An 18,983-nucleotide genomic window follows, 5' to 3' on the forward strand; every position below is an offset into this window, starting at 1 on the left:
GTGAGCTAGTTGGGTTGGGTTCGCTGATATCTGAAGAATAAGAGCAAATTTGTATCTTAATTTCACGAAAAACTGGACTTATGAGTGATTAGCGGCAAAAATGTATGTTAATTTACTCGATTATCCTCAAAATGGCTGTATTCACAAAATTAAGGTCATAAATTGCTCTTAATTTCCCCAAAAACACTATATACCTGAAATTAACGTACAAAATTGCTCTTATTTGCAATCTTTAGCTCTCTCGGCGCCTTAACACAATACGACACGCCTCCTCTCCAGCCTCACACTTGAAAATCAGAGCGGAATATCCCATGTTACTTTACACTATGGTTAACCAAACGCAACACATTAGGCTGCTGACCATTATCGGCAGCAAAACGCAAACCAAAAAAACAGCAAACCAAAAAGCAGCAAACCAAATAAATCCCAAAACAAAAAGCAGCAAGCCCCCTCTTCCCAAGGGGGCTTACTGCCTCTCCAATGCCCGGTACCCGGGCATTCAGGTGCCGAAGCGCTGGCGGTAGCCGCACTTTCGGCATAGTTCCTCCACGGCTTCCCTGCGGGAGAAGCCGTAGAACAGATTGTTGGCGCGCTCGCCTTCAACAATCTCAGAGAATGGAGTCTCGTGCAGATTGCCGAGATTGATCACCCCTTCACCGTCGAGACAGCATGGAACGACGGTGCCATCCACCAGCACAGCGGCCTGAGACCGCAGCGCATGGCAGAAGCCCTTGCCGTCATCCTCCGGCTCGTGGAGGGCGGGCCACCTGAACTCGTGATCCTGGTTCAGGTAGATGCGCGGCGCGATTTTAACGCCGCTACCGGGCATGACCTTCTCTTCGATTTTGAAATCGAGATCGAAGGCCTCCTCAAGCAGTGCCAGTGTCTCCCGGTTACGCTCACGCGCAAGATTAGTCATATTATCCTCGGTCAGATTCCACAACCGGAAGGAGATCAGTACCCCCTGCTCAGCTGCCTGCTTGGCAAATGCGATAATTTCCGACACATAGCCCTCGCGGTTCTCCGAGCCTTCATGCCCGTCGAAGCTGTGTAGCGAGAAGTTCATCTGCCGCAGCGCAGGTTTGCCCAGGATTTTCGGCCCGGCTTTATGAATCAGCGTTCCGTTAGTCGTAATGTTAACCTTGAATCCTTTGGTATCCGCGATGTCCAACAGCTCGGCGACACGCGGGTGCAGCAGCGGCTCGCCTTTGACATGCAGATAAATATGATTAGTATGCGGCTTGATCTCGTCGAGAATCTTCGTGAACGTGTCCGGCTTCATGAAATTCTTCGTCCGGGCCGTTGGCGGACAAAAGCTGCAGGCGAGGTTGCAGACACTTGTGATCTCAATATATACCTTCTTAAATGTCTTCAAGCCTGGCCCTCCATTTCATTCATAGATCTGAGGCATACCGGAGTCCGATCTGTGCTCTGGCTTCCTCCATAATTTCAGCCACAGCCAGCGAATTGGCATGACTGTTGATAGTGCTCTCCCGCTCACCATTCTTGAGCAGTTGGATGAACTCCTCCACTTCATAATACATGGACTCAAACACCTGCGGCTGGGTCAATTCCTCTACCGTTCCGTCGCGGTAATGGACTTTCACCTGATAAGGCTGGTTTATTTTATCAATAACCATTGTACCATTCTCACCCTGAATTTCAGCGGGGAGATAGGAATCTGCAATTTTCGAGTGCATTACGACAGCATCCATATCATCATAACGCATAACGATACTTCCTTCTCCATCCACACCTGAAGACAGCAGTACACCCACCGCCTGTACAGACTCCGGCTTGCCGAACAACGCTACCATCGGATACAAACAATAAATGCCCAGATCCATAAGAGATCCATTGGAATAGATAGGATTGAATGCGTTCAATACCGTCCCTTGACGGAAAGCGTCATATCTCGACGAGTATTGACAATAGCTTGCAAAATAACGGCGAATACGCCCGAGTTTATACAAATTATCCTTAACAATTTTAAAGTTCGGCATAAAGGTCGATTTCATCGCCTCCATGAACAGCACGTTGTTAGTGCGCGCTGCTTCGATAATTGCCCGAAGCTCTGCACTGTTGGAAGCAGCCGGCTTCTCACACAGAACGTGCTTACCGTGATTGAGACAGATGACCGCCTGCTCCGCATGCATGGAATTGGGACTAGCAATGTACACCGCATCCACTTCTTTACTGGAGACCATGTCCTCTAAATCGGTATAAATCGTGGCTCCCGCATATTTGGCGGCGAATGCCTGGCCTTTCTCCTGCGTACGAGAATACACCGCTGTCAGAAGAAATTCCTCATTCTCCAAGCCGGCCTGAACAAAGCGGTCTGTAATCCAGTTGGTCCCTATGACCCCAAATCGAATTGTCATGATGTGATCCCGTCCTTTTTTATTCTACTGACTCTATATGCTATTTTCTCACTCCATGATAGGTCTGTCTACTTTTACGGACATTTTTCCGACAAATTTTACGCTTATTTGACCTTCAATTCACACAGTACGTGCCGCCGCACGAAAGAATGGACTCCGCATCTACTGATACGAAGCCCATTCTGATTTTTACTCTAATCCATTTTATTCGTAAAAGGCCTGAAGCTCACGGATAATAACTTCCTTGTCATGCTCTACCACTGTTTGATGCTGTGGCATTTCGAAAAGCGCAGCGATAGGTGCCGGGAACTCCTGCTTGATGTCGATCAGTTGAATCGCTTCATCGAACTTCGCCGGATGCGCCGTCGCAAAAGTAATGGTAGTCTCTCCAGTCCCGCTAAACGCCTCAAATGCCGCAATACCACAAGCCGTGTGCGGATCGAGCAGATAATCATACTCCTGCTTGTATTTGCCAATCGTATCAAGACACTGCTGATTCTTCGCACCAAGCGCATCAAAGTCGGATTGCACCTGAGCCAAAAGCTCACCGTCTACCGTGATTTTGCCTTCACTTTGCAGCTTGGACATATAACCGGACAGTTTCTCTGCATCCTCACCTAACAGATAATACAGATAGCGCTCGAAATTGCTCGCCACTTGAATATCCATGGAAGGGCTGTAGGTGCTCTTGAAGTTCCCCGGTTTGTACTCCCCGGTATTCACAAAACGCTCCAGAATGTTGTTCTCATTCGTTGCGATAATTAACTTGTTGATCGGCAAGCCCATTTGCTTCGCCAGGTACCCGGAGAAAATATTCCCGAAGTTGCCGGACGGCACGCTGATATTGATCTTCTTCTCGGCACTGCCTTCCACTTGCAGATAAGCATAGAAGTAATATACGGTCTGTGCCAGGATGCGCACAAAGTTAATGGAGTTGATTGCCCGCAGGTGATAACGGCCCTTGAAGTCCAGATCAGCGAACAAATCCTTGATGACTTTCTGGCAATCGTCGAAGTTGCCATGTACGGACAAATTCAGCACATTGCTGTCATCCACTGTCGTCATTTGCAGCTCTTGAACCTTGCTTACTTTGCCGTGCGGGTGCAGGATGCAAATCTTGATGCCTTCCTTACCACGTACGCCTTGGATCGCCGCCGCACCGGTATCGCCCGAAGTGGCTCCAAGAATATGGATAATCTCGCCGCGTTTGCGGGAGATATAGGAATACAGCTCACCCATGAATTGCAGTGCAACATCCTTGAACGCAAAGGTAGGACCGTGGAACAGCTCCAGCACATACAGGGAATCATTCACCTGATGCAGCGGAGTTACCTCCGGCGAACGGAAAGTAGAATAGCTGGTGGCTACCAGTTCTTTTAAATCCTCATATGGGATCTCGTCGTTCGTGTAAAGGGAAAAAATCTTCAGGAACAGCTCCTGATAGCTGAGGCTTCTCCATTCCTCCAGCGTAGCCGCGGATACGGCCGGAATCTGCTCGGGAATCATAAGTCCTCCGTCGTCCGCAAGTCCCATCAAGACTGTATCAATAAAGCCCTTAGGCTCCACATGGCCTCTTGTGCTTATATACTTCATGTTCATCCTCCTGAACCCCTGTTTATTTACCCTATATAGTAACACGTTTACGCGCTAAAGTCCGTTATTTTTGTATTGTAAATGTTGAAAATAGACTTAGCATCACCTTTAGCGGAATGCCTTGTTCTGAAGTTCCTTCCAGACCGTCTTGTTGCTGTACTGCCGCTCGGTACTAACATCCTTGCCGAACCAGTCTGGCGCCTGAAAGCTTTCTGCTTCCTCAAGGGAATCAAATTCAACCTCCAGCACCGCCAGCTCCAGCTGGGTGTACACATCAATCTCTACCGTAACCCCGTTCCAGAGGGCGGTAATACGCTCCTTAACCAGCGGGATCGCCCTTACAGCTTCAACCATCTGAGTGTACAAGCCTTCTGAAATGCGGTATTCAATCTCTTCACGCTGAATGCCCTTACCATCCTTGAACGTATGGGTGTAAAATACCTCTCCCGTGTCCAAATCCGAAATCTTGCGCACTCGCAGCTCCTGACCTCCGTCAATCGCCAGATATGTCTGGTCGATGCTATGCCGGGTCACAATCTTCAGTTCTCCTTGCTCAATTCGTTGCTCCGGGTATTCCGGTAGCAGAAACTTACGTTCAATCTCCTGGCCCATGGTGTCTCTCTCCTTCTTGTCTTTAGCTACTTCTATATTATTAATCATCATAGGGGCGGGGCATACGCAAGTCAATCCGCAGAAGTGCATCAATAAAAATACCTGCATGGTTCAGCAGATTTCCCGTTGCCCCTCTTTTTTTGTTAGAATAGAAGGGTCGGCGCGTAGATTACAGCGTCAGTCAAGGAAACGGAGGCAAGTACCTGTGGATTATATTATTCTGGACATCGAATTCAACGGCCGCAAGTTTGCAAGCGAGCATCCTATGGAGGTCATTGAGATTGGAGCTGTCCGGCTAGACTCTTCATTGCAGTATAAGGATGAATTCTCATCCCTGATTAAACCTATATATTTCTCCACCCTTAACTCTTTCATCAAGAAAAAAACAGGCATTCCTCAAGAGGATATTGACGTTGCAGCCCGTTTCCCCAAGGTCATCACCGCGTTCAGGGAGTGGCTTGACCAAAGCACGGACGGCGTACTGCTGCTTACCTGGGGCGGCGAGGATATGAAGCGGATCATTCAGGATATCCGTATGCACAAAATGGACGATGCCTACTGGATGGCCGCCACCTATTTTGATCTTCTGAAAGGCGTGCTCCGCGCCCGCGGCTTAAGCAATGACATCAGCGTCGAGGGCGCAATGGCACTCCTGGAGCTGGAGGCTACCGGATCTGCACACCGGGCGCTGGATGATGCCCGGATGACGTCGGAGATTTTCCGTGCTATATTCAGCGAATTGGACTTGGAACGGGCACAGCATTACGTAGACACCTTCTCCAACGCAAGGGAGCGCAAGACCGTCAAGATTGCCATCAAGGCAATGACCTCACAAAAGGTCGTCCCGACCTGGGAGCTGGTGGAGGAGCATTACTTCTCCGACAAGAATACTCTTGCCGATCCCCGCAAGCTGGCGGAGCTGAAGGCGTTTTTCGAAGCACAAGTGGGGAACGCTAAGAAGTAGTTCCTTCTCGTATTCTATTTTTCCGGTCTTTTGATTAAACAACCAACAATAAGAACAGCGGCAGTTTCCTTACAGTGATTCCATTCGGTGATCCTGCGGGATAACGCCGCTGTTTTGCATTCTCCCTCATTATTCAGGCTATGAATGATTCATGCCATCAATCATCTCCTCATTCGTAAATTTCCTTGCAAAAAACCATTTGACATTGCCGTTACGTAAAGGTGTACATTGATTTTAAGCTTAAGCTGACGAAATACAAAGGGTGTTCGAAGCGGCCGCTGGACAGCCAAATGAGCAACGTTTTGGAGGGATTACTACGGAATACACAGTGCAAAAGCTAGGGACACTCGCCGGAATCAGTACAAGAACGTTGCGGTATTACGATGAGTTCGGAATTCTGAAGCCGGCCAGAATCAATTCTTCCGGATACCGCATATATGGTCAGGCCGAGGTGGACCGGCTGCAGCAGATTCTTTTTTACCGGGAGCTCGGCCTAAGCCTTGACCGGATTAAAGAGCTGGTGACAGCACCGTCCTTCGACGGGGCCAGAGCACTGCAGGAACACCGCGACAAGCTGCTGCAAAAAAGAGAACAGCTGGATCTGTTAATCGAAAGTGTCGAGAAGACTCTGGCGCAAACGGAGGGGAGAATAATGATGAGTAATGAGGAAAAATTCGCAGGCTTTAAACAAAAGCTGATTGAGGACAACGAGCAGACCTACGGGCAGGAAGCGCGTGCGAAATATGGTGATGAGGCCATTGATCGTTCCAACCGGAAACTGAAAGGCATGAGCGAAGAACAATACACCGCCATTCAGCAGCTGGAAAAAGAAATGTTTGAGGTATTGGAAGAGGCTATGGGGCAGGGTGACCCAGCCAGTGCATCCGCTCAGAAAGCAGCCGATCTCCACCGCCAGTGGCTCTACTTCTACTGGGACACCTACTCGAAGGAAGCCCATGCCGGAGTGGCACAAATGTATGTGGATGATGAACGCTTCACAGCCTACTATGACAAGCACCGTCCCGGTCTGGCTGCATTCCTGCGAGATGCCGTACACATCTACACAGGCACAGAGCAAGTGTAATCATAGACTTCGTGCTGAATGCCAAGAGCGGCACCGGATTATCCCGGTGCCGCTCTTTTTGCTGCTTAGCCTGCGTCTCTCTGTTATCGTCTGGGCCTACCAGCCTTTGTATACAAAGCAAAGCCTGCATATCTCAACTTATCAGAGCCCGTTCCTAGATACGGGTGGCTCCTCATGCATCCTTACGGAGACAACCACCAGAAACTCCGATGCAGCAGATTCGGCGTTTGGCGCAGCTCCACTGGCCCGTAATCTACGCCCCGGGTTAGCTATGCAGGTACGTGGTGGGCGAAACTCTCAACTTCATAAGACCATACCCACATGCGAGCGGGACTCCATACACTCTGGCACTTCATCACCCAGCAACACTCTAAGTATCGCGAATAAGCTGCGATGCAACCTAATATGGGCGTCTTATTAAGAACTTAGGCAGGAACATCCATTTACCGCCTACAAGCTCCGATGCAACAGATTCAACGTATCGCGCAGCTCCGCGACCGCGATCTGTCCCGGAGCCGATGGCTTGCGGGCCGCACCGAAGGTTACGGCGGAGCCGAACACTTCGCCCGCCAGACGGCTAATCACGCCTGCCCCAGCCATCGACATCGTAATGATAGGCCGGTCAGCGTACTCCGTCTTCATCTCGTGGGTAGCTTCCAGTAGGGTCAACACATCGGCTGGCGATTGCGGCATCACCGCAATCTTAGGCAGATCTCCTCCGAGCGCCTGCGCTTTGCGAAGGCGGGAGATGATCTCCGCTTTTGGCGGTGTGGCGTGAAAATCATGATTCGAGAGGATCACAAACACTCCATGGGCGTGTGCAGCTTCTACAAGCGCCTTAACATCCTCTTGCTCGTTAAATAACTCAACATCTATGATGTCGGCCAGTCCACTTGCCGCCACTGCCTTGTTAAGGTTCACATACGCTTCCCGGCTGATCTCTTTCTCGCCGCCTTCCCGTGCACTACGGAAGGTGAAGATCAGCGGCAGCTCAGGGATAACCGATCGGATGGCCTGCAGCGCTTCCTGAACGGCTGCGATATCCTCGACCCCCTCATAAAAATCCACACGCCACTCCGCCAGATCCGGGGCCAGCAGCTTTAGCGCCTCAGCCTCCTGCTTTAGCTCGTCCACCGTCACTCCGACAAGCGGAACACAAATCTTGGGTACACCTTCGCCGATGGCTACATTTTTCACTGTCAGTATGCTACTCATTTTGTTCAGCTCCTTGTGTATCCAAATCTATTCCTGCTCCCCGGCTCCAGAGGCCGCCTGCAGAAACTTCTCTACCTCGGCCAGCCTCGGCAGAGAAGGTATCGCCCCTGGCTTGCCTACAGCCAGGGCGCCTACCGCATTGGCGAAGCTTACCGCTTCAGCCAATGCCGCCCCACGGGTCACTTGCAGTGCCAGTGCCCCGTTGAAAGAATCGCCGGCGGCCACGGTGTCCACCGCCTGCACCGGGAATCCGGGAACATGCTCTGTTCCCGCTTCATTGACAATGAGTGCCCCTTTGGAACCAAGGGTCACGATGACGTTCTGCACGCCCTTCGCCAGCAGCAGGCGGGCGGCTTCACCCGCGGTGTCCACACTGTCCACCGCAACTCCGGACAAGACGCCCGCCTCTGTCTCATTGGGCGTCAGGTAGGTCACATGGCTGAGCAGTTCATCGCTCAGCGCCTGTGCCGGGGCGGGATTCAGGATCACCGGAATCCCGTGAGCATGGGCAATGGCCGCGGCGCGCTCGCTCATGGCCATATCCATCTCAAGCTGCAGGACGACGATCTCTGCTTGGCGGATTACATCCCCCAGCGCTTCAATGTCTGCTGCAGTAAGTTCAATATTCGCACCGGGAACGACGATAATCCGGTTCTCACCATCTTCCTCCAGCACGATGGAGGCGACCCCTGTCGCTTCCCCCTTACTGACGGAGATATGCTCTATATTCACTTGCTCCTGTCTCATAATCTCCCGCATTTCGTTGCCGAAGCCATCCTGGCCGACCCGGCCAATCATGGTCACCTCTCCGCCGAGGCGAGCTGCGGCAGCGGCTTGATTGGCCCCTTTTCCGCCAGGGGACAGACTGAAGCTTTGTCCGAATAACGTCTCTCCGGGTCCCGGAGCACGTCCTGTACGAACAACCATATCCATATTCAAACTTCCAATTACCACGATACCCAAGCTAGACACCACCATTAATGTTCTTTTTCTGACTCAAAACCAAAATAAGCAGTTGCCGCTTCATTGGACCGCTACGGATGCGGAGGGTTCTTCCGATCCTCCGCTCTAACGCCAGCGTAATGTCAACCTCTGATTTTAGATAGAGCCCTTATTCTTTTATTCCTTTATCTTATGGCCTACACCCCAGTTAATCAAATAATTCTCTGCATTCCGGTACAACTTTTCTTTGGCCCGCTCCTGTAAAAAGACAAGATCATGATTACCCTATCGATAAAAGGGGAACATAATAAAGAGCCCTCTGCTGATAAATTCTCTGAAGAGGCGCTTCACAACAAGTTGTTCATTCCATTCCTGATTGGGAGGCTTAGCAGTGAACGAGAAGAAATTGCCGGTAGTCGCCTATTTTTGTATGGAGTACGGCCTTCATTCCGATTTCAAGCTGTACGCAGGCGGACTGGGCATTCTGGCAGGTGACTATATTAAAGGCGCTAAAGATATAGATGCTCCCCTCATTCCCATCGGGCTGAAGTGGAAGCAGGGCTATACGGATCAGAAAATAGGTGGAGACGGCAAACCCTACGACGCTTATCACAATTATGTCTATGATTTTCTTGAAGATACTGGCGTTAAGGTGACGGTCAATATACGGAAGATTGATGTGGTATGCAAAGTGTGGAAGACCGATCATTTTGGCAACAATCCGTTATATCTGCTGGACACGGATGTCCCGGAGAACAAGGATGCTTGGATTACAGGACAGCTCTATGGCTGGTTTGACGAGGAACGAATTGCTCAAGAGATGGTGCTTGGTATTGGCGGGGTAAAGGCATTGCGGGCCCTTGGCATAGCGGTCGATGTCTATCATTTCAATGAGGGTCATGCGGCTTTGGCCACCACCGAGCTGATCCGTGAGAAAATGTCCGGAGGGCACACCTTCGAGGAAGCCTGGAGAGCCACCCGGGAAGAGGTTGTATTCACTACCCACACTCCGATCAAGGAAGGCAACGAAGCGCACCCGCTGGACAGACTTGAATATATGTGCGGCTTCAACGGCTTGACTCGTGATCAGATGGAACGGATCGGCGGTGAGCCTTTTAACATGACTGTAGCCGGGCTCCGGCTTGCACGGATTTCAAACGGAGTAGCGGAGCTACATGCCGCAACAGCCAATAAAATGTGGAAGACAGTCGCGGGTAGATCGGAGATTATCCCTATTACCAATGCCATTCATACCCCGACCTGGGTGGATGAACGTATCACCAAAGCTTATAAGACGGGCGGTGATTTGTGGGCCGTTCACCAGGAGCTCAAGGGCGAACTGATCGAATTTATTGCTGAACGCTCCGGAATTACTCTGAATCCTGATAAACTGCTGATTGGATTTTCACGCCGGGCAGCCCCCTACAAGCGAAGTGATTTGATCTTCTCCAAGCCCAAGCTGATCGAGCCATACCTGGAGAGCGGGCGTATCCAGATCGCCTTCTCTGGCAAAGCGCATCCGCTGGATGATGTCGGCAAGCAAATTATCAGCAACCTGGTAGGAATGATGAAGAAGTATCCGAAAAGCGTGGTATTCCTCGAAAACTACGACATGACTATTGGCGCTAAGCTAACCCGTGGCTCCGACATCTGGCTCAATAATCCGCGCCGGCCGCTGGAAGCCAGCGGTACCTCTGGTATGAAAGCCGCTATGAACGGGGTTCTGAATTGCTCTATTCTGGATGGCTGGTGGCCTGAGGCCTGCATCGACGGCGAAAATGGCTGGAAGATCGGCGATACCTTTGAGACAGGTGATCTGGACTTTCAGAACCAGCACGACAGCGATGCGCTGTATGATACCCTTTTGAACAGAGTGGTTCCGACCTTCTATGAGAATCGCAGCAAATGGGTGCAGATGATGAAAAAAAGTATTGAGACTACGATTACTACATTCGCGACCAAACGCATGCTGGAAGAATACTATAACAAAATGTATATCAAATAAGCCGCTATGAACCACAGCCGTATCTTACACCGTCTAGACTTCCCAGTCTTCCGGCTTCTTCCCGTCCACTGACAGTGGGCGGGTTTTTGGCATATTCATACGGACTACGCTATTCCGCCCCCCTGCTTTAGCCGCGTACAGTGCCTCATCTGCAATCTTCATCAGCTCGGCAAACTGGCCATTATTACGGATTCTACCCGTGGCCGTTCCCAGACTCCCTGTCACAAATTCGCCCGTGACGGAAAATTCGTGAGTGATCTTCATTCCGCTGATTTGTTCACGGATTGTTTCGGCAATCTCCGCGATCTCTTCCCTGCCAGTATGAAAAGCGGCAAACACAAACTCTTCACCGCCTAGCCGTGCAGCGATATCCCCAGGCCCTCTGGACGCCGCATGGATGACCCCGGCAATCCTTTTGATCACCTCATCGCCTTCCGCATGACCGTAATTGTCATTGAACTGCTTGAAATAATCAATATCCAGCATAATCAGAGAAACCTCCGTATCTGGAGCATCCTGGCTACTGAGCATCGTTTGTACCTGCTGGTCGAAGGCACGCCGATTGGGGATACCGGTCAGATCATCGACCAGCGACAGCTTCAATAGCTCCTCGTTGGCCCGTTCCAGTTCCCGGTGTACCCTCAAGTTCTCTTGTATTTCCTGCTCTAGTCTAGCATTGCTTTGCCCTAGCAGAACTTTGCTATAGAAATTGCGGCAATAGGTCACATACAGAATCCGGGAAGCTATCCATGTGAAGAATACGAAAATGGCCAGATTTACATAATGGCCGACCAGCACCTCACCTGAAGATTGATAGAATGGCAACCCCGCTGCCAATAACAAAGTCGAAACACTATATAACAGCAGAATGGTCTTATTGTTAAAGTAGAAAATTACCGAGATACTCATCAGATTCACGACAAAAGCCATCAACTGGCCATACAGCCGCTGATCCGCCAAAGCGACAATACTTCCCCATACCACGAATATAATCGAGTAAAGAAGAAAGGCCCCTTGATATCTCCGGAATTGCTCAGGTGAATACGTCTTGTCAGGATCATATCTTCTAGCAGCAAGCAAAAAACAGATATTCATAACAATCATCAACATATACATAACAAAATAAAAGCTGAAGTGAAAGCTCTCATGTGCGTTGGAAAGAGAGGCCGTCACATCAGCAACCGTGAGTGCAGCTTCCAGACCGATGATGATTCTGGCGAACAACAACCCTCGCGCAATATTTTCCTCGAACATCTGATTCTGCAGCTGCTGCTTTTCCTTGGCAGTTAACTCGAATGGTAGCCTGATCAACCTACTCAGCATGTTAATCTCCCTTTGCCGGGGAAGAAGCCCCGGTAATCTACTGGTAACGGGTTTATTATCCTTTATCTTCTAATGGTAGTACATCATAAATACCTATTCTATGCAAATTGTGTAACTCCCTCTTGCTCTATTTATAAATATTTCTTATTTAAAATTATTATAAAAAAGGATTGCAATTTCCTCGAATCTTGTTAATATAGAACTTATACTAAATCTAAAATCAAATCCCATGAGGTGATTCTATTTATGAGTTCCAACCCTAATAACCTTACGACTAGCTGGGGTGCGCCGGTAGGCGACAACCAGAATTCCATGACCGCTGGCTCCCGTGGCCCTAGCCTATTGCAGGATGTGCACCTGCTAGAGAAGCTCGCGCATTTCAACCGGGAACGGATTCCCGAGCGTGTCGTGCATGCCAAAGGAGCCGGAGCCCATGGATACTTCGAGGTCACACAAGATTTGTCGCAATATACGAAAGCTAACTTCCTGTCCGAGGTAGGCAAGCGTACACCGATGTTCATCCGTTTTTCCACCGTTGCCGGTGAATCTGGCTCATCAGATACAGTACGCGATCCGCGCGGCTTTGCCGTGAAGTTCTATACCGAGGAAGGAAACTACGACCTTGTTGGCAACAATACACCTGTCTTTTTCATTCGCGATGCCATTAAATTCCCGGACTTTATTCATACACAGAAGCGTCACCCCCAGACCCATTTGAAGAATCCCAACGCCGTCTGGGACTTCTGGTCACTATCGCCGGAGTCGCTGCATCAAGTCACCATTCTCATGTCCGACCGGGGCATTCCCGCTACACTGAGACATATGCACGGCTTCGGAAGCCATACCTTCAAATGGGTGAATGCAGAAGGTGCCGTAGTCTGGGTGAAATATCATTTCAAAACAGAGCAAGGCGTGAAGAACCTGGATGTCAAGCTGGCTGCCAAGCTTGCCGCTGAGAACCCGGATTATCATACCGAAGATCTGTTCAATGCCATTGCCGCTGGTGACTTCCCTGCTTGGAAACTGTATGTGCAAATTATGCCGGAGAAGGATGCCGACACCTACCGCTTCGATCCGTTCGACGTGACCAAAACCTGGTCGCAGAAGGACTACCCCCTGATTGAAGTGGGCCGCATGGTGCTGGACCGCAATCCGGAGAACTATTTTGCAGAGGTAGAGCAGGCGACCTTCTCCCCCGGCTCCTTCGTGCCCGGCATTGAAGCTTCCCCTGATAAAATGCTGCAGGGCCGCCTGTTCGCTTATGCCGATGCGCATCGTTACCGGGTAGGCGCCAACCACAACAGTCTGCCGATCAACCAGCCCAAAGCGGAAGTGAGAAATTATCAGCGCGATGGAGCCATGAACCACGGCACTAACGGCGGAAGCTCTGTCTATTATGAGCCTAACAGCTATGGTGGCCCTACGGAATCACCTGCAGCCAAACCAGCCCCATTCGAGGTCTCCGGTCAGGCAGACAGCGTTGCCTACGACCATAATGATCATTACACCCAGCCCGGCGATTTGTACCGTCTGCTTAGCGAAGACGAACGTGCCCGTCTCGTTCAGAACATTGTCGGTGCCATGACCCCGGTTGACCGGGAAGATATCAAGCTCCGGCAGATCGGTCATTTCTATAAAGCGGACCCTGAATTCGGACAGCGTATTGCCGCAGGATTGGGCTTAGAGGTACCTGATAGCGTGTAAGGTGTTCTGGTATCTATAGGAGCAGCTTATTGTAGAAGTAAAATTGGAGTTCCCCTATCACTTAATTTGTGATTCTCCAATCCCCCTAAACCTTATTTATATAAGAAAAAGGACCTCAATCTCCACTCTGCAGTGGGGTCTGAGGTCCTTTCATATGTTACTAATGGATGAATCCAAAATAAATTACAACAATTAAAATAGCAATCGTTGATATTGCAGAAAGACAAGTGAAAAAGAGGCTCCAGCTATTGTTTCTCATTCGTCTTGTATACGATTAGGATCGTCGATCTCTGGTGTTCCGCACCGTCGCGTGAAGACTTGACCACAGAACCATAACATACATTCACTACCTGTTCTTCTTGCAGTCCTGCTAAAAATTCATTCGCTTTGTTCTCCGCATAAGAATTGTCCGTATCCACGAACTCCTTGACTTGAATCATCCTAATCTCTCCTTTGTAAGAATATTAATTTCGATTTACTCAGCTTCTACCTGAGCCCCCAGAATGCACATGACGCATCACTCCTAAGGTAACATTTAATGTAAACTATTCGCAAACATAGAGTAAGGCACTCCGCAGCTACACGCAGAATGCCTTTACTTGAGCTAAGCTTAGCATTCCCCTTGCAAAGAGTCAACGGGATGGATTGGATTTACAGTTGGCAGCTGTTATACTGTGGTGAAGGCCCCGAATGATGCGGGGTCTCTATTCGTATAGACTAATGCAGGAGGGATTCAGAATGGCGAGGTTTTATATTTTATCTACAAGAAACGTGATGCTTAGAGGGGGGGAAATCTACTATGAACCATAGTCTTCTCTACCAGGGCTCGCGGACGCAACTCGTTAGCCAGCTTCTGTATTTTGACGAGGAGAAGCTGGGCTTCCTAAATCAATATTTTCCCGAGCGAAGCAAGGAAAGAGTCACGGCCGAAGCGCTGTTGTCCTGCTATTGTGTCACACTCGAACAGCTACTCGCCGATTTTAATGAAGAGCAGCTGAACTCTAGGGTCCTGATTGGCAGCCAGCTCACTCTGCGGTATCTTGAGGATGGCGAAACCGATATCTACACCATCGTGTTCCCCAATCAGGCGGAGCCCAGTGACAGCAAGGTCTCCATGCTCTCGCCTGTGGGCATGCAGCTGCTATTAGCAGAGGTGGGTAGCACAAGGCGTCTTAAAGTTCCTTCTGGTGAATTGGACGTCGTCGTTGAGAGTATTAAATTTGTGAATAGCGGTGAAGTGGGACAGGTCATTTGATTCCTTTCCCAGAAGGATTGGCCTAAATAACATAGATCGTTTAAAAAGTGGCCTCTTTACTGTCTCAGACAGGAAGAGGCCATTTTGGGCTGCCTATATGTATCTACTAAAGATTCTATGACCTGAATCCGGTTTATAATCAACAAACAACTCGCTAATGTCCTTGTCTACAACCACTCTGTTCAGAAGTTCTGCTCCCACCTTCGTATTATTCACCATAGTATCCACCAGTTGTTTTTGCTCCGTGGTGAGCTGTATGTAATCGGCCGGAAACTTGCGGCATTTCAACACCATTCCCAGCAGGGCATCCGTGGTGCGTGTACTAAGTTCAATGATCTCCTGTATGTATTTGCGCGTCGTTTCTACTGTGCTGATATACTGGTTTATTTTAGCAGCTTCCGTATTAGCTCGCTCAGCGAGTTTTTTATTCTTTTTATACCTAAGAAGGCCGACGTTCAGAATAGCACCGCAGCCCAGAGAGCCAGCTAGTCCCAATAGAGAGGTCTCCTTAGTGGCATTTCCTTCTCTTGCGGTAGCCTGTATCTCATTCCTAAGCCAAGGTAGCTCAGTATGGGTCGAGCCTGCACTGCTAAGCGTAGTTCCAGAAGCCCTTGTACCGAACGTAGTGGCAATGGCCAGCACCGCTGTTCGTCCATGAGAAGCGACACCCCTACCGGCTATAATATCCGTAGCTGGCAGTCCACCAGAAGTGTGACTTGCCTTGCTAATCCTCAACTCCAATGTTTTCAGAAGACCACAGAACTTTTTAGTCTCGATCTTGATTACCTTTAACTCCGTATTCAGTACCACTGGTTTGTTGCTCATGGTATTGATGAAGTCCCATGCTTCATTAATTATCGTCTGAAGTTTCTGTCGTTTATCCAGCAGCTGCTTCGCATCCTTGATAAAGCCTTGTTTCTCTGCTTCATAGGTGGCCTGTACCCTCTTCATATTCCCAATGGCATCTTCCCGCTGACCTTTGTTGAACACCGGTTCGCCCCCTCATGAGCAATAATAGATGTAAGCAAGCTCTCTCTATGGAATTATACCTAAAATTTGGATAATGGTCACTACCGATACAGGTTTCTCCATTGCTCCAGTTGCAGCTTCAACTGCTCTCTGGCAGACGACGGCTCCAGAATCTCGGCATTAGGCCCGTATTGGAGAATCCATTTCATAAATTCCTTCTCGTTATTGACGGTAACCTCAAAGAGCAAACTACCATCCTGCTCATCCCTCATCCGTGGATGTACGAATAGCTCCTCCTCTTTGATATACCGGGCCACCTCCGGAGAAAAACGAACTTTGAAGTTCGTATTTTTGTTTCCCCGATCAATTGACCATGTGTTTTTCAAATATTGCTTAATGTTGAAGCTGCCTTTGTCAAAATACTCTGCCGTAATCTCAACCTGCTGGAATCGGCTGATTCGGAAGGTACGAATGGCCTTCTTCAGATGGCAATGCCCGACAAGATAAAAGCGCTGATCGCGCGGAATCAAATAATACGGATCAATCTCCCGCTCTGTGACCGCATTACGGCTCTGCGAGTGATATACAGCACGGATGCTTCTTTGCTCCAGAATCGCCTCTATAATAGGCTGAAGAAAACTTTTGCTCTCCTTACGGTAAGCTGGCGTCCCCATCTGAATAATATCAGCAATATTCTCAAGAATACCGTTCTGCCTGGATTTCTCCTTCAAATGCGTACCCATCACCTTAGCATAGCCAGTATGAAACCCCTGTGGAATATTATCCTGATTCAGGACAGAAGGCAGTAGGGAAAACGCCAGTGCCTCCTCCTCGGAGAAGTCCAGCGGATACATGAAGAACTTGCCCATAAATTTATATCCCGTTCCCCTTCCTTCATTTGTTATAGGTGCAATGTGACTCAACAGCTCTAGATCCCGGTAGATTGTCCGGATGTTCACATCACATTTAAACGCCAGATCGGAGGCAGTGATTCCCGGGTTAGACTGGACGGCATTGATAATTTTGAAAATACGAATTACTTTGTCTGTCATTATGTATGCATTACTCCTTTGTTGCTATGTTACAAAACCATCCATTTGCAAATTGAATATAGCAGCCTCTCCAGTCTTTACGCTGGTGACATATATCCGTTCCATTGCATAATAAAAAACACGGAGAGCAAAAGCCTCCGTGTTCGGATGAAGCTATGTTTTGCCAAACCATTATTTCAACCTGAGTCCTTCGGCCAGCTTACCCACTGATTTTTCAATCCGGGCTGCCCGTGTCTCTTGGCGCTTCGCTCCCTCGATCCAAGCAGCTAGGTGGACTAAACAAAAAAAGGCACCTGCCCGGAATGGGCAAGTGCCTCTTGTTATAAGCGGGTGATGGGAATCGAACCCACGCTATCAGCTTGGAAGGCTGAAGTTCTACCATTGAACTACACCCGCATAGATATAAAATCGGGATGACACGATTTGAACATGCGACCCCCTGGTCCCAAACCAGGTGCTCTACCAAGCTGAGCTACATCCCGACAATCAGTTGTGTTAATAAAAATGGCGCGCCCTGAGAGATTCGAACTCCCGGCCTTTTGATTCGTAGTCAAACGCTCTATCCAGCTGAGCTAAGGGCGCAAAATTATGGAGCGGACGACGGGAATCGAACCCGCGACCCTCGCCTTGGCAAGGCGATGCTCTACCGCTGAGCCACGTCCGCAAAACATGGTGCGCGTGAAGGGACTTGAACCCCCACGTCGTGAAACGCCAGATCCTAAGTCTGGTGCGTCTGCCATTCCGCCACACGCGCACACTTTAAAGAAATGGTGAGCCATGAAGGACTCGAACCTTCGACACCCTGATTAAAAGTCAGGTGCTCTACCAACTGAGCTAATGGCTCATAAATGGCTGGGGATATAGGATTTGAACCTATGCGTGACGGAGTCAAAGTCCGTTGCCTTACCGCTTGGCTAATCCCCAACGTTCATGAAATAGTAATTAAAACTTGTAAAGAATGGCGGAACCGACGGGATACTCTTCACTTCGTTACGAGATTGCGAAGTATTCCTATCGAAGCCTATGCTCCAACGAACCCATTTTTGAGTTCTCATCCCTGAAGCATGTAAGAATGGCGGAACCGACGGGATTCGAACCCGCGATCTCCTGCGTGACAGGCAGGCATGTTAGGCCAACTACACCACGGTTCCAAATTGGTTGCGGGGGCAGGATTTGAACCTGCGGCCTTCGGGTTATGAGCCCGACGAGCTACCGGGCTGCTCCACCCCGCGTCATTAAAAGCATATCTTATTGTCTCCCGAAGGAGGTTACATGGTGGAGGCTGAGGGGATCGAACCCCCGACCCTCTGCTTGTAAGGCAGATGCTCTCCCAGCTGAGCTAAGCCTCCATAAATATGACCCGTAGGGGATTCGAACCCCTGTTACCTCCGTGAAAGGGAGGTGTCTTAACCCCTTGACCAACGGGCCATGCTGCAAAACCAATCAATGAAACATTACATCGCTTGTCCACTAAGGATAAAAACTGCGAACGGAGAGAGAGGGATTCGAACCCTCGAGACGCTTGTGGCGCCTACACGATTTCCAATCGTGCTCCTTCGGCCAAACTCGGACACCTCTCCAAATGGCTCCCCGAACAGGACTCGAACCTGTGACAACTCGATTAACAGTCGAGTGCTCTACCAACTGAGCTATCAGGGAAAATGGTGGGCCTTAGTGGACTCGAACCACCGACCTCACCCTTATCAGGGGTGCGCTCTAACCAGCTGAGCTAAAGGCCCTTTTTACTACATATGTAAGCAATGCGGCAAAAAAATAACCACAGGCTTTGTGGTTGTCCGCTTGGCGGCGTCCTACTCTCCCAGGACCCTTCGGTCCAAGTACCATCGGCGCTGGAGGGCTTAACGGTCGTGTTCGGGATGGGTA

Annotated in this window: 16 protein-coding genes, 14 tRNA genes and 1 rRNA gene; 5 read left to right on the top strand and 26 right to left on the bottom strand. The window is 49.6% G+C overall.

Translation table 11 applies throughout. The features are described from left to right. Positions 1–499: 499 nt before the first annotated feature. The 4 genes from ACFVU8_RS25890 to ACFVU8_RS25905 form a co-directional block, all read right to left on the bottom strand. Positions 500–1,375 carry a radical SAM/SPASM domain-containing protein gene (locus ACFVU8_RS25890; protein WP_379467344.1) on the bottom strand — a complete coding sequence of 292 codons (876 nt, stop codon included), beginning with the start codon at positions 1,373–1,375 and terminating at the stop codon, positions 500–502. Between the two features lie 19 nt (positions 1,376–1,394). Further along, on the bottom strand, positions 1,395–2,381 hold the full coding sequence (locus ACFVU8_RS25895; RefSeq protein WP_379467345.1) for a Gfo/Idh/MocA family protein: 987 nt from the start codon (positions 2,379–2,381) through the stop codon (positions 1,395–1,397). Positions 2,382–2,585: 204 nt separating this feature from the next. Beyond that, the gene (gene thrC, locus ACFVU8_RS25900) at positions 2,586–3,974 is read right to left on the bottom strand and encodes a threonine synthase (protein WP_387431159.1); all 1,389 of its coding nucleotides are present in this window, start codon (positions 3,972–3,974) and stop codon (positions 2,586–2,588) included. A 108-nt stretch (positions 3,975–4,082) separates the two neighbouring features. Beyond that, complete coding sequence (locus tag ACFVU8_RS25905) at positions 4,083–4,586, bottom strand: CYTH domain-containing protein (RefSeq protein WP_175369741.1); 504 nt, start codon at positions 4,584–4,586, stop codon at positions 4,083–4,085. Positions 4,587–4,791: 205 nt separating this feature from the next. Here ACFVU8_RS25905 and ACFVU8_RS25910 point away from each other — a divergent pair, with 205 nt between their 5' ends. Continuing rightward, positions 4,792–5,550, top strand: a complete 759-nt coding sequence (locus ACFVU8_RS25910) for a 3'-5' exonuclease (protein ID WP_387431162.1) — start codon at positions 4,792–4,794, stop codon at positions 5,548–5,550. Between the two features lie 262 nt (positions 5,551–5,812). Beyond that, positions 5,813–6,634 carry a MerR family transcriptional regulator gene (locus ACFVU8_RS25915; protein ID WP_387431164.1) on the top strand — a complete coding sequence of 274 codons (822 nt, stop codon included), beginning with the start codon at positions 5,813–5,815 and terminating at the stop codon, positions 6,632–6,634. Between the two features lie 450 nt (positions 6,635–7,084). Here ACFVU8_RS25915 and aroD read toward each other — a convergent pair whose 3' ends face one another. Together aroD and rbsK are read right to left on the bottom strand one after the other, a co-directional pair. Then, positions 7,085–7,849, bottom strand: coding sequence for a type I 3-dehydroquinate dehydratase (aroD, locus tag ACFVU8_RS25920; RefSeq protein WP_387431167.1), 765 nt, complete (start codon positions 7,847–7,849; stop codon positions 7,085–7,087). 27 nt (positions 7,850–7,876) lie between these two features. Further along, a complete protein-coding gene (gene rbsK, locus ACFVU8_RS25925; protein WP_387431200.1) occupies positions 7,877–8,803 on the bottom strand; it encodes a ribokinase in 927 nt (308 codons plus the stop codon). 379 nt (positions 8,804–9,182) lie between these two features. Here rbsK and glgP point away from each other — a divergent pair, with 379 nt between their 5' ends. Beyond that, the gene (glgP, locus tag ACFVU8_RS25930) at positions 9,183–10,796 is read left to right on the top strand and encodes an alpha-glucan family phosphorylase (RefSeq protein WP_387431170.1); all 1,614 of its coding nucleotides are present in this window, start codon (positions 9,183–9,185) and stop codon (positions 10,794–10,796) included. Between the two features lie 33 nt (positions 10,797–10,829). Here the strand turns inward: glgP and ACFVU8_RS25935 are convergent, their stop codons facing one another. Then, on the bottom strand, positions 10,830–12,119 hold the full coding sequence (locus ACFVU8_RS25935) for a GGDEF domain-containing protein (RefSeq protein ID WP_387431173.1): 1,290 nt from the start codon (positions 12,117–12,119) through the stop codon (positions 10,830–10,832). A gap of 246 nt (positions 12,120–12,365) precedes the next feature. On the opposite strand from ACFVU8_RS25935, the gene katA reads away from it, so the two are divergent. Further along, positions 12,366–13,823 carry a catalase KatA gene (katA, locus tag ACFVU8_RS25940; RefSeq protein ID WP_387431176.1) on the top strand — a complete coding sequence of 486 codons (1,458 nt, stop codon included), beginning with the start codon at positions 12,366–12,368 and terminating at the stop codon, positions 13,821–13,823. Between the two features lie 245 nt (positions 13,824–14,068). Here katA and ACFVU8_RS25945 read toward each other — a convergent pair whose 3' ends face one another. Beyond that, on the bottom strand, positions 14,069–14,263 hold the full coding sequence (locus tag ACFVU8_RS25945) for a sporulation protein Cse60 (protein ID WP_066377049.1): 195 nt from the start codon (positions 14,261–14,263) through the stop codon (positions 14,069–14,071). A gap of 359 nt (positions 14,264–14,622) precedes the next feature. Here ACFVU8_RS25945 and ACFVU8_RS25950 point away from each other — a divergent pair, with 359 nt between their 5' ends. Next, positions 14,623–15,078 carry a GreA/GreB family elongation factor gene (locus ACFVU8_RS25950; RefSeq protein WP_387431178.1) on the top strand — a complete coding sequence of 152 codons (456 nt, stop codon included), beginning with the start codon at positions 14,623–14,625 and terminating at the stop codon, positions 15,076–15,078. Between the two features lie 93 nt (positions 15,079–15,171). Here ACFVU8_RS25950 and ACFVU8_RS25955 read toward each other — a convergent pair whose 3' ends face one another. The 18 genes from ACFVU8_RS25955 to rrf all read right to left on the bottom strand — a co-directional run. Next, the gene (locus ACFVU8_RS25955; protein ID WP_387431181.1) at positions 15,172–16,068 is read right to left on the bottom strand and encodes a DNA polymerase III subunit gamma/tau; all 897 of its coding nucleotides are present in this window, start codon (positions 16,066–16,068) and stop codon (positions 15,172–15,174) included. Between the two features lie 80 nt (positions 16,069–16,148). After that, positions 16,149–17,099 carry a helix-turn-helix transcriptional regulator gene (locus ACFVU8_RS25960; RefSeq protein WP_387431183.1) on the bottom strand — a complete coding sequence of 317 codons (951 nt, stop codon included), beginning with the start codon at positions 17,097–17,099 and terminating at the stop codon, positions 16,149–16,151. 171 nt (positions 17,100–17,270) lie between these two features. After that, complete coding sequence (locus tag ACFVU8_RS25965; protein WP_387431202.1) at positions 17,271–17,423, bottom strand: YdeI/OmpD-associated family protein; 153 nt, start codon at positions 17,421–17,423, stop codon at positions 17,271–17,273. 1 nt (position 17,424) lies between these two features. Further along, positions 17,425–17,495 (bottom strand) — tRNA-Gly (locus ACFVU8_RS25970). A 12-nt stretch (positions 17,496–17,507) separates the two neighbouring features. Next, positions 17,508–17,581 (bottom strand) — tRNA-Pro (locus tag ACFVU8_RS25975). Positions 17,582–17,604: 23 nt separating this feature from the next. Continuing rightward, positions 17,605–17,681: transfer RNA gene (locus ACFVU8_RS25980), tRNA-Arg, on the bottom strand. Between the two features lie 7 nt (positions 17,682–17,688). Then, positions 17,689–17,763, bottom strand: a tRNA-Gly gene (locus ACFVU8_RS25985). A gap of 6 nt (positions 17,764–17,769) precedes the next feature. Beyond that, positions 17,770–17,853, bottom strand: a tRNA-Leu gene (locus ACFVU8_RS25990). 14 nt (positions 17,854–17,867) lie between these two features. Next, positions 17,868–17,943 (bottom strand) — tRNA-Lys (locus ACFVU8_RS25995). A 5-nt stretch (positions 17,944–17,948) separates the two neighbouring features. Continuing rightward, positions 17,949–18,023: transfer RNA gene (locus ACFVU8_RS26000), tRNA-Gln, on the bottom strand. Between the two features lie 149 nt (positions 18,024–18,172). Further along, positions 18,173–18,250: transfer RNA gene (locus ACFVU8_RS26005), tRNA-Asp, on the bottom strand. Between the two features lie 4 nt (positions 18,251–18,254). After that, a tRNA-Met gene (locus ACFVU8_RS26010) sits at positions 18,255–18,331 on the bottom strand. Positions 18,332–18,372: 41 nt separating this feature from the next. Beyond that, positions 18,373–18,448, bottom strand: a tRNA-Val gene (locus tag ACFVU8_RS26015). Between the two features lie 7 nt (positions 18,449–18,455). After that, a tRNA-Glu gene (locus tag ACFVU8_RS26020) sits at positions 18,456–18,527 on the bottom strand. Positions 18,528–18,589: 62 nt separating this feature from the next. Next, positions 18,590–18,679 (bottom strand) — tRNA-Ser (locus tag ACFVU8_RS26025). Between the two features lie 3 nt (positions 18,680–18,682). Continuing rightward, a tRNA-Asn gene (locus tag ACFVU8_RS26030) sits at positions 18,683–18,758 on the bottom strand. 3 nt (positions 18,759–18,761) lie between these two features. Continuing rightward, positions 18,762–18,838: transfer RNA gene (locus ACFVU8_RS26035), tRNA-Ile, on the bottom strand. Positions 18,839–18,897: 59 nt separating this feature from the next. Continuing rightward, positions 18,898–18,983 (bottom strand): 5S ribosomal RNA (gene rrf, locus ACFVU8_RS26040); the annotation flags it as partial.

Origin of the sequence: Paenibacillus sp. NPDC058177, assembly GCF_042883835.1 — a bacterium.
Lineage (GTDB): Bacteria > Bacillota > Bacilli > Paenibacillales > Paenibacillaceae > Paenibacillus_AQ > Paenibacillus_AQ agri.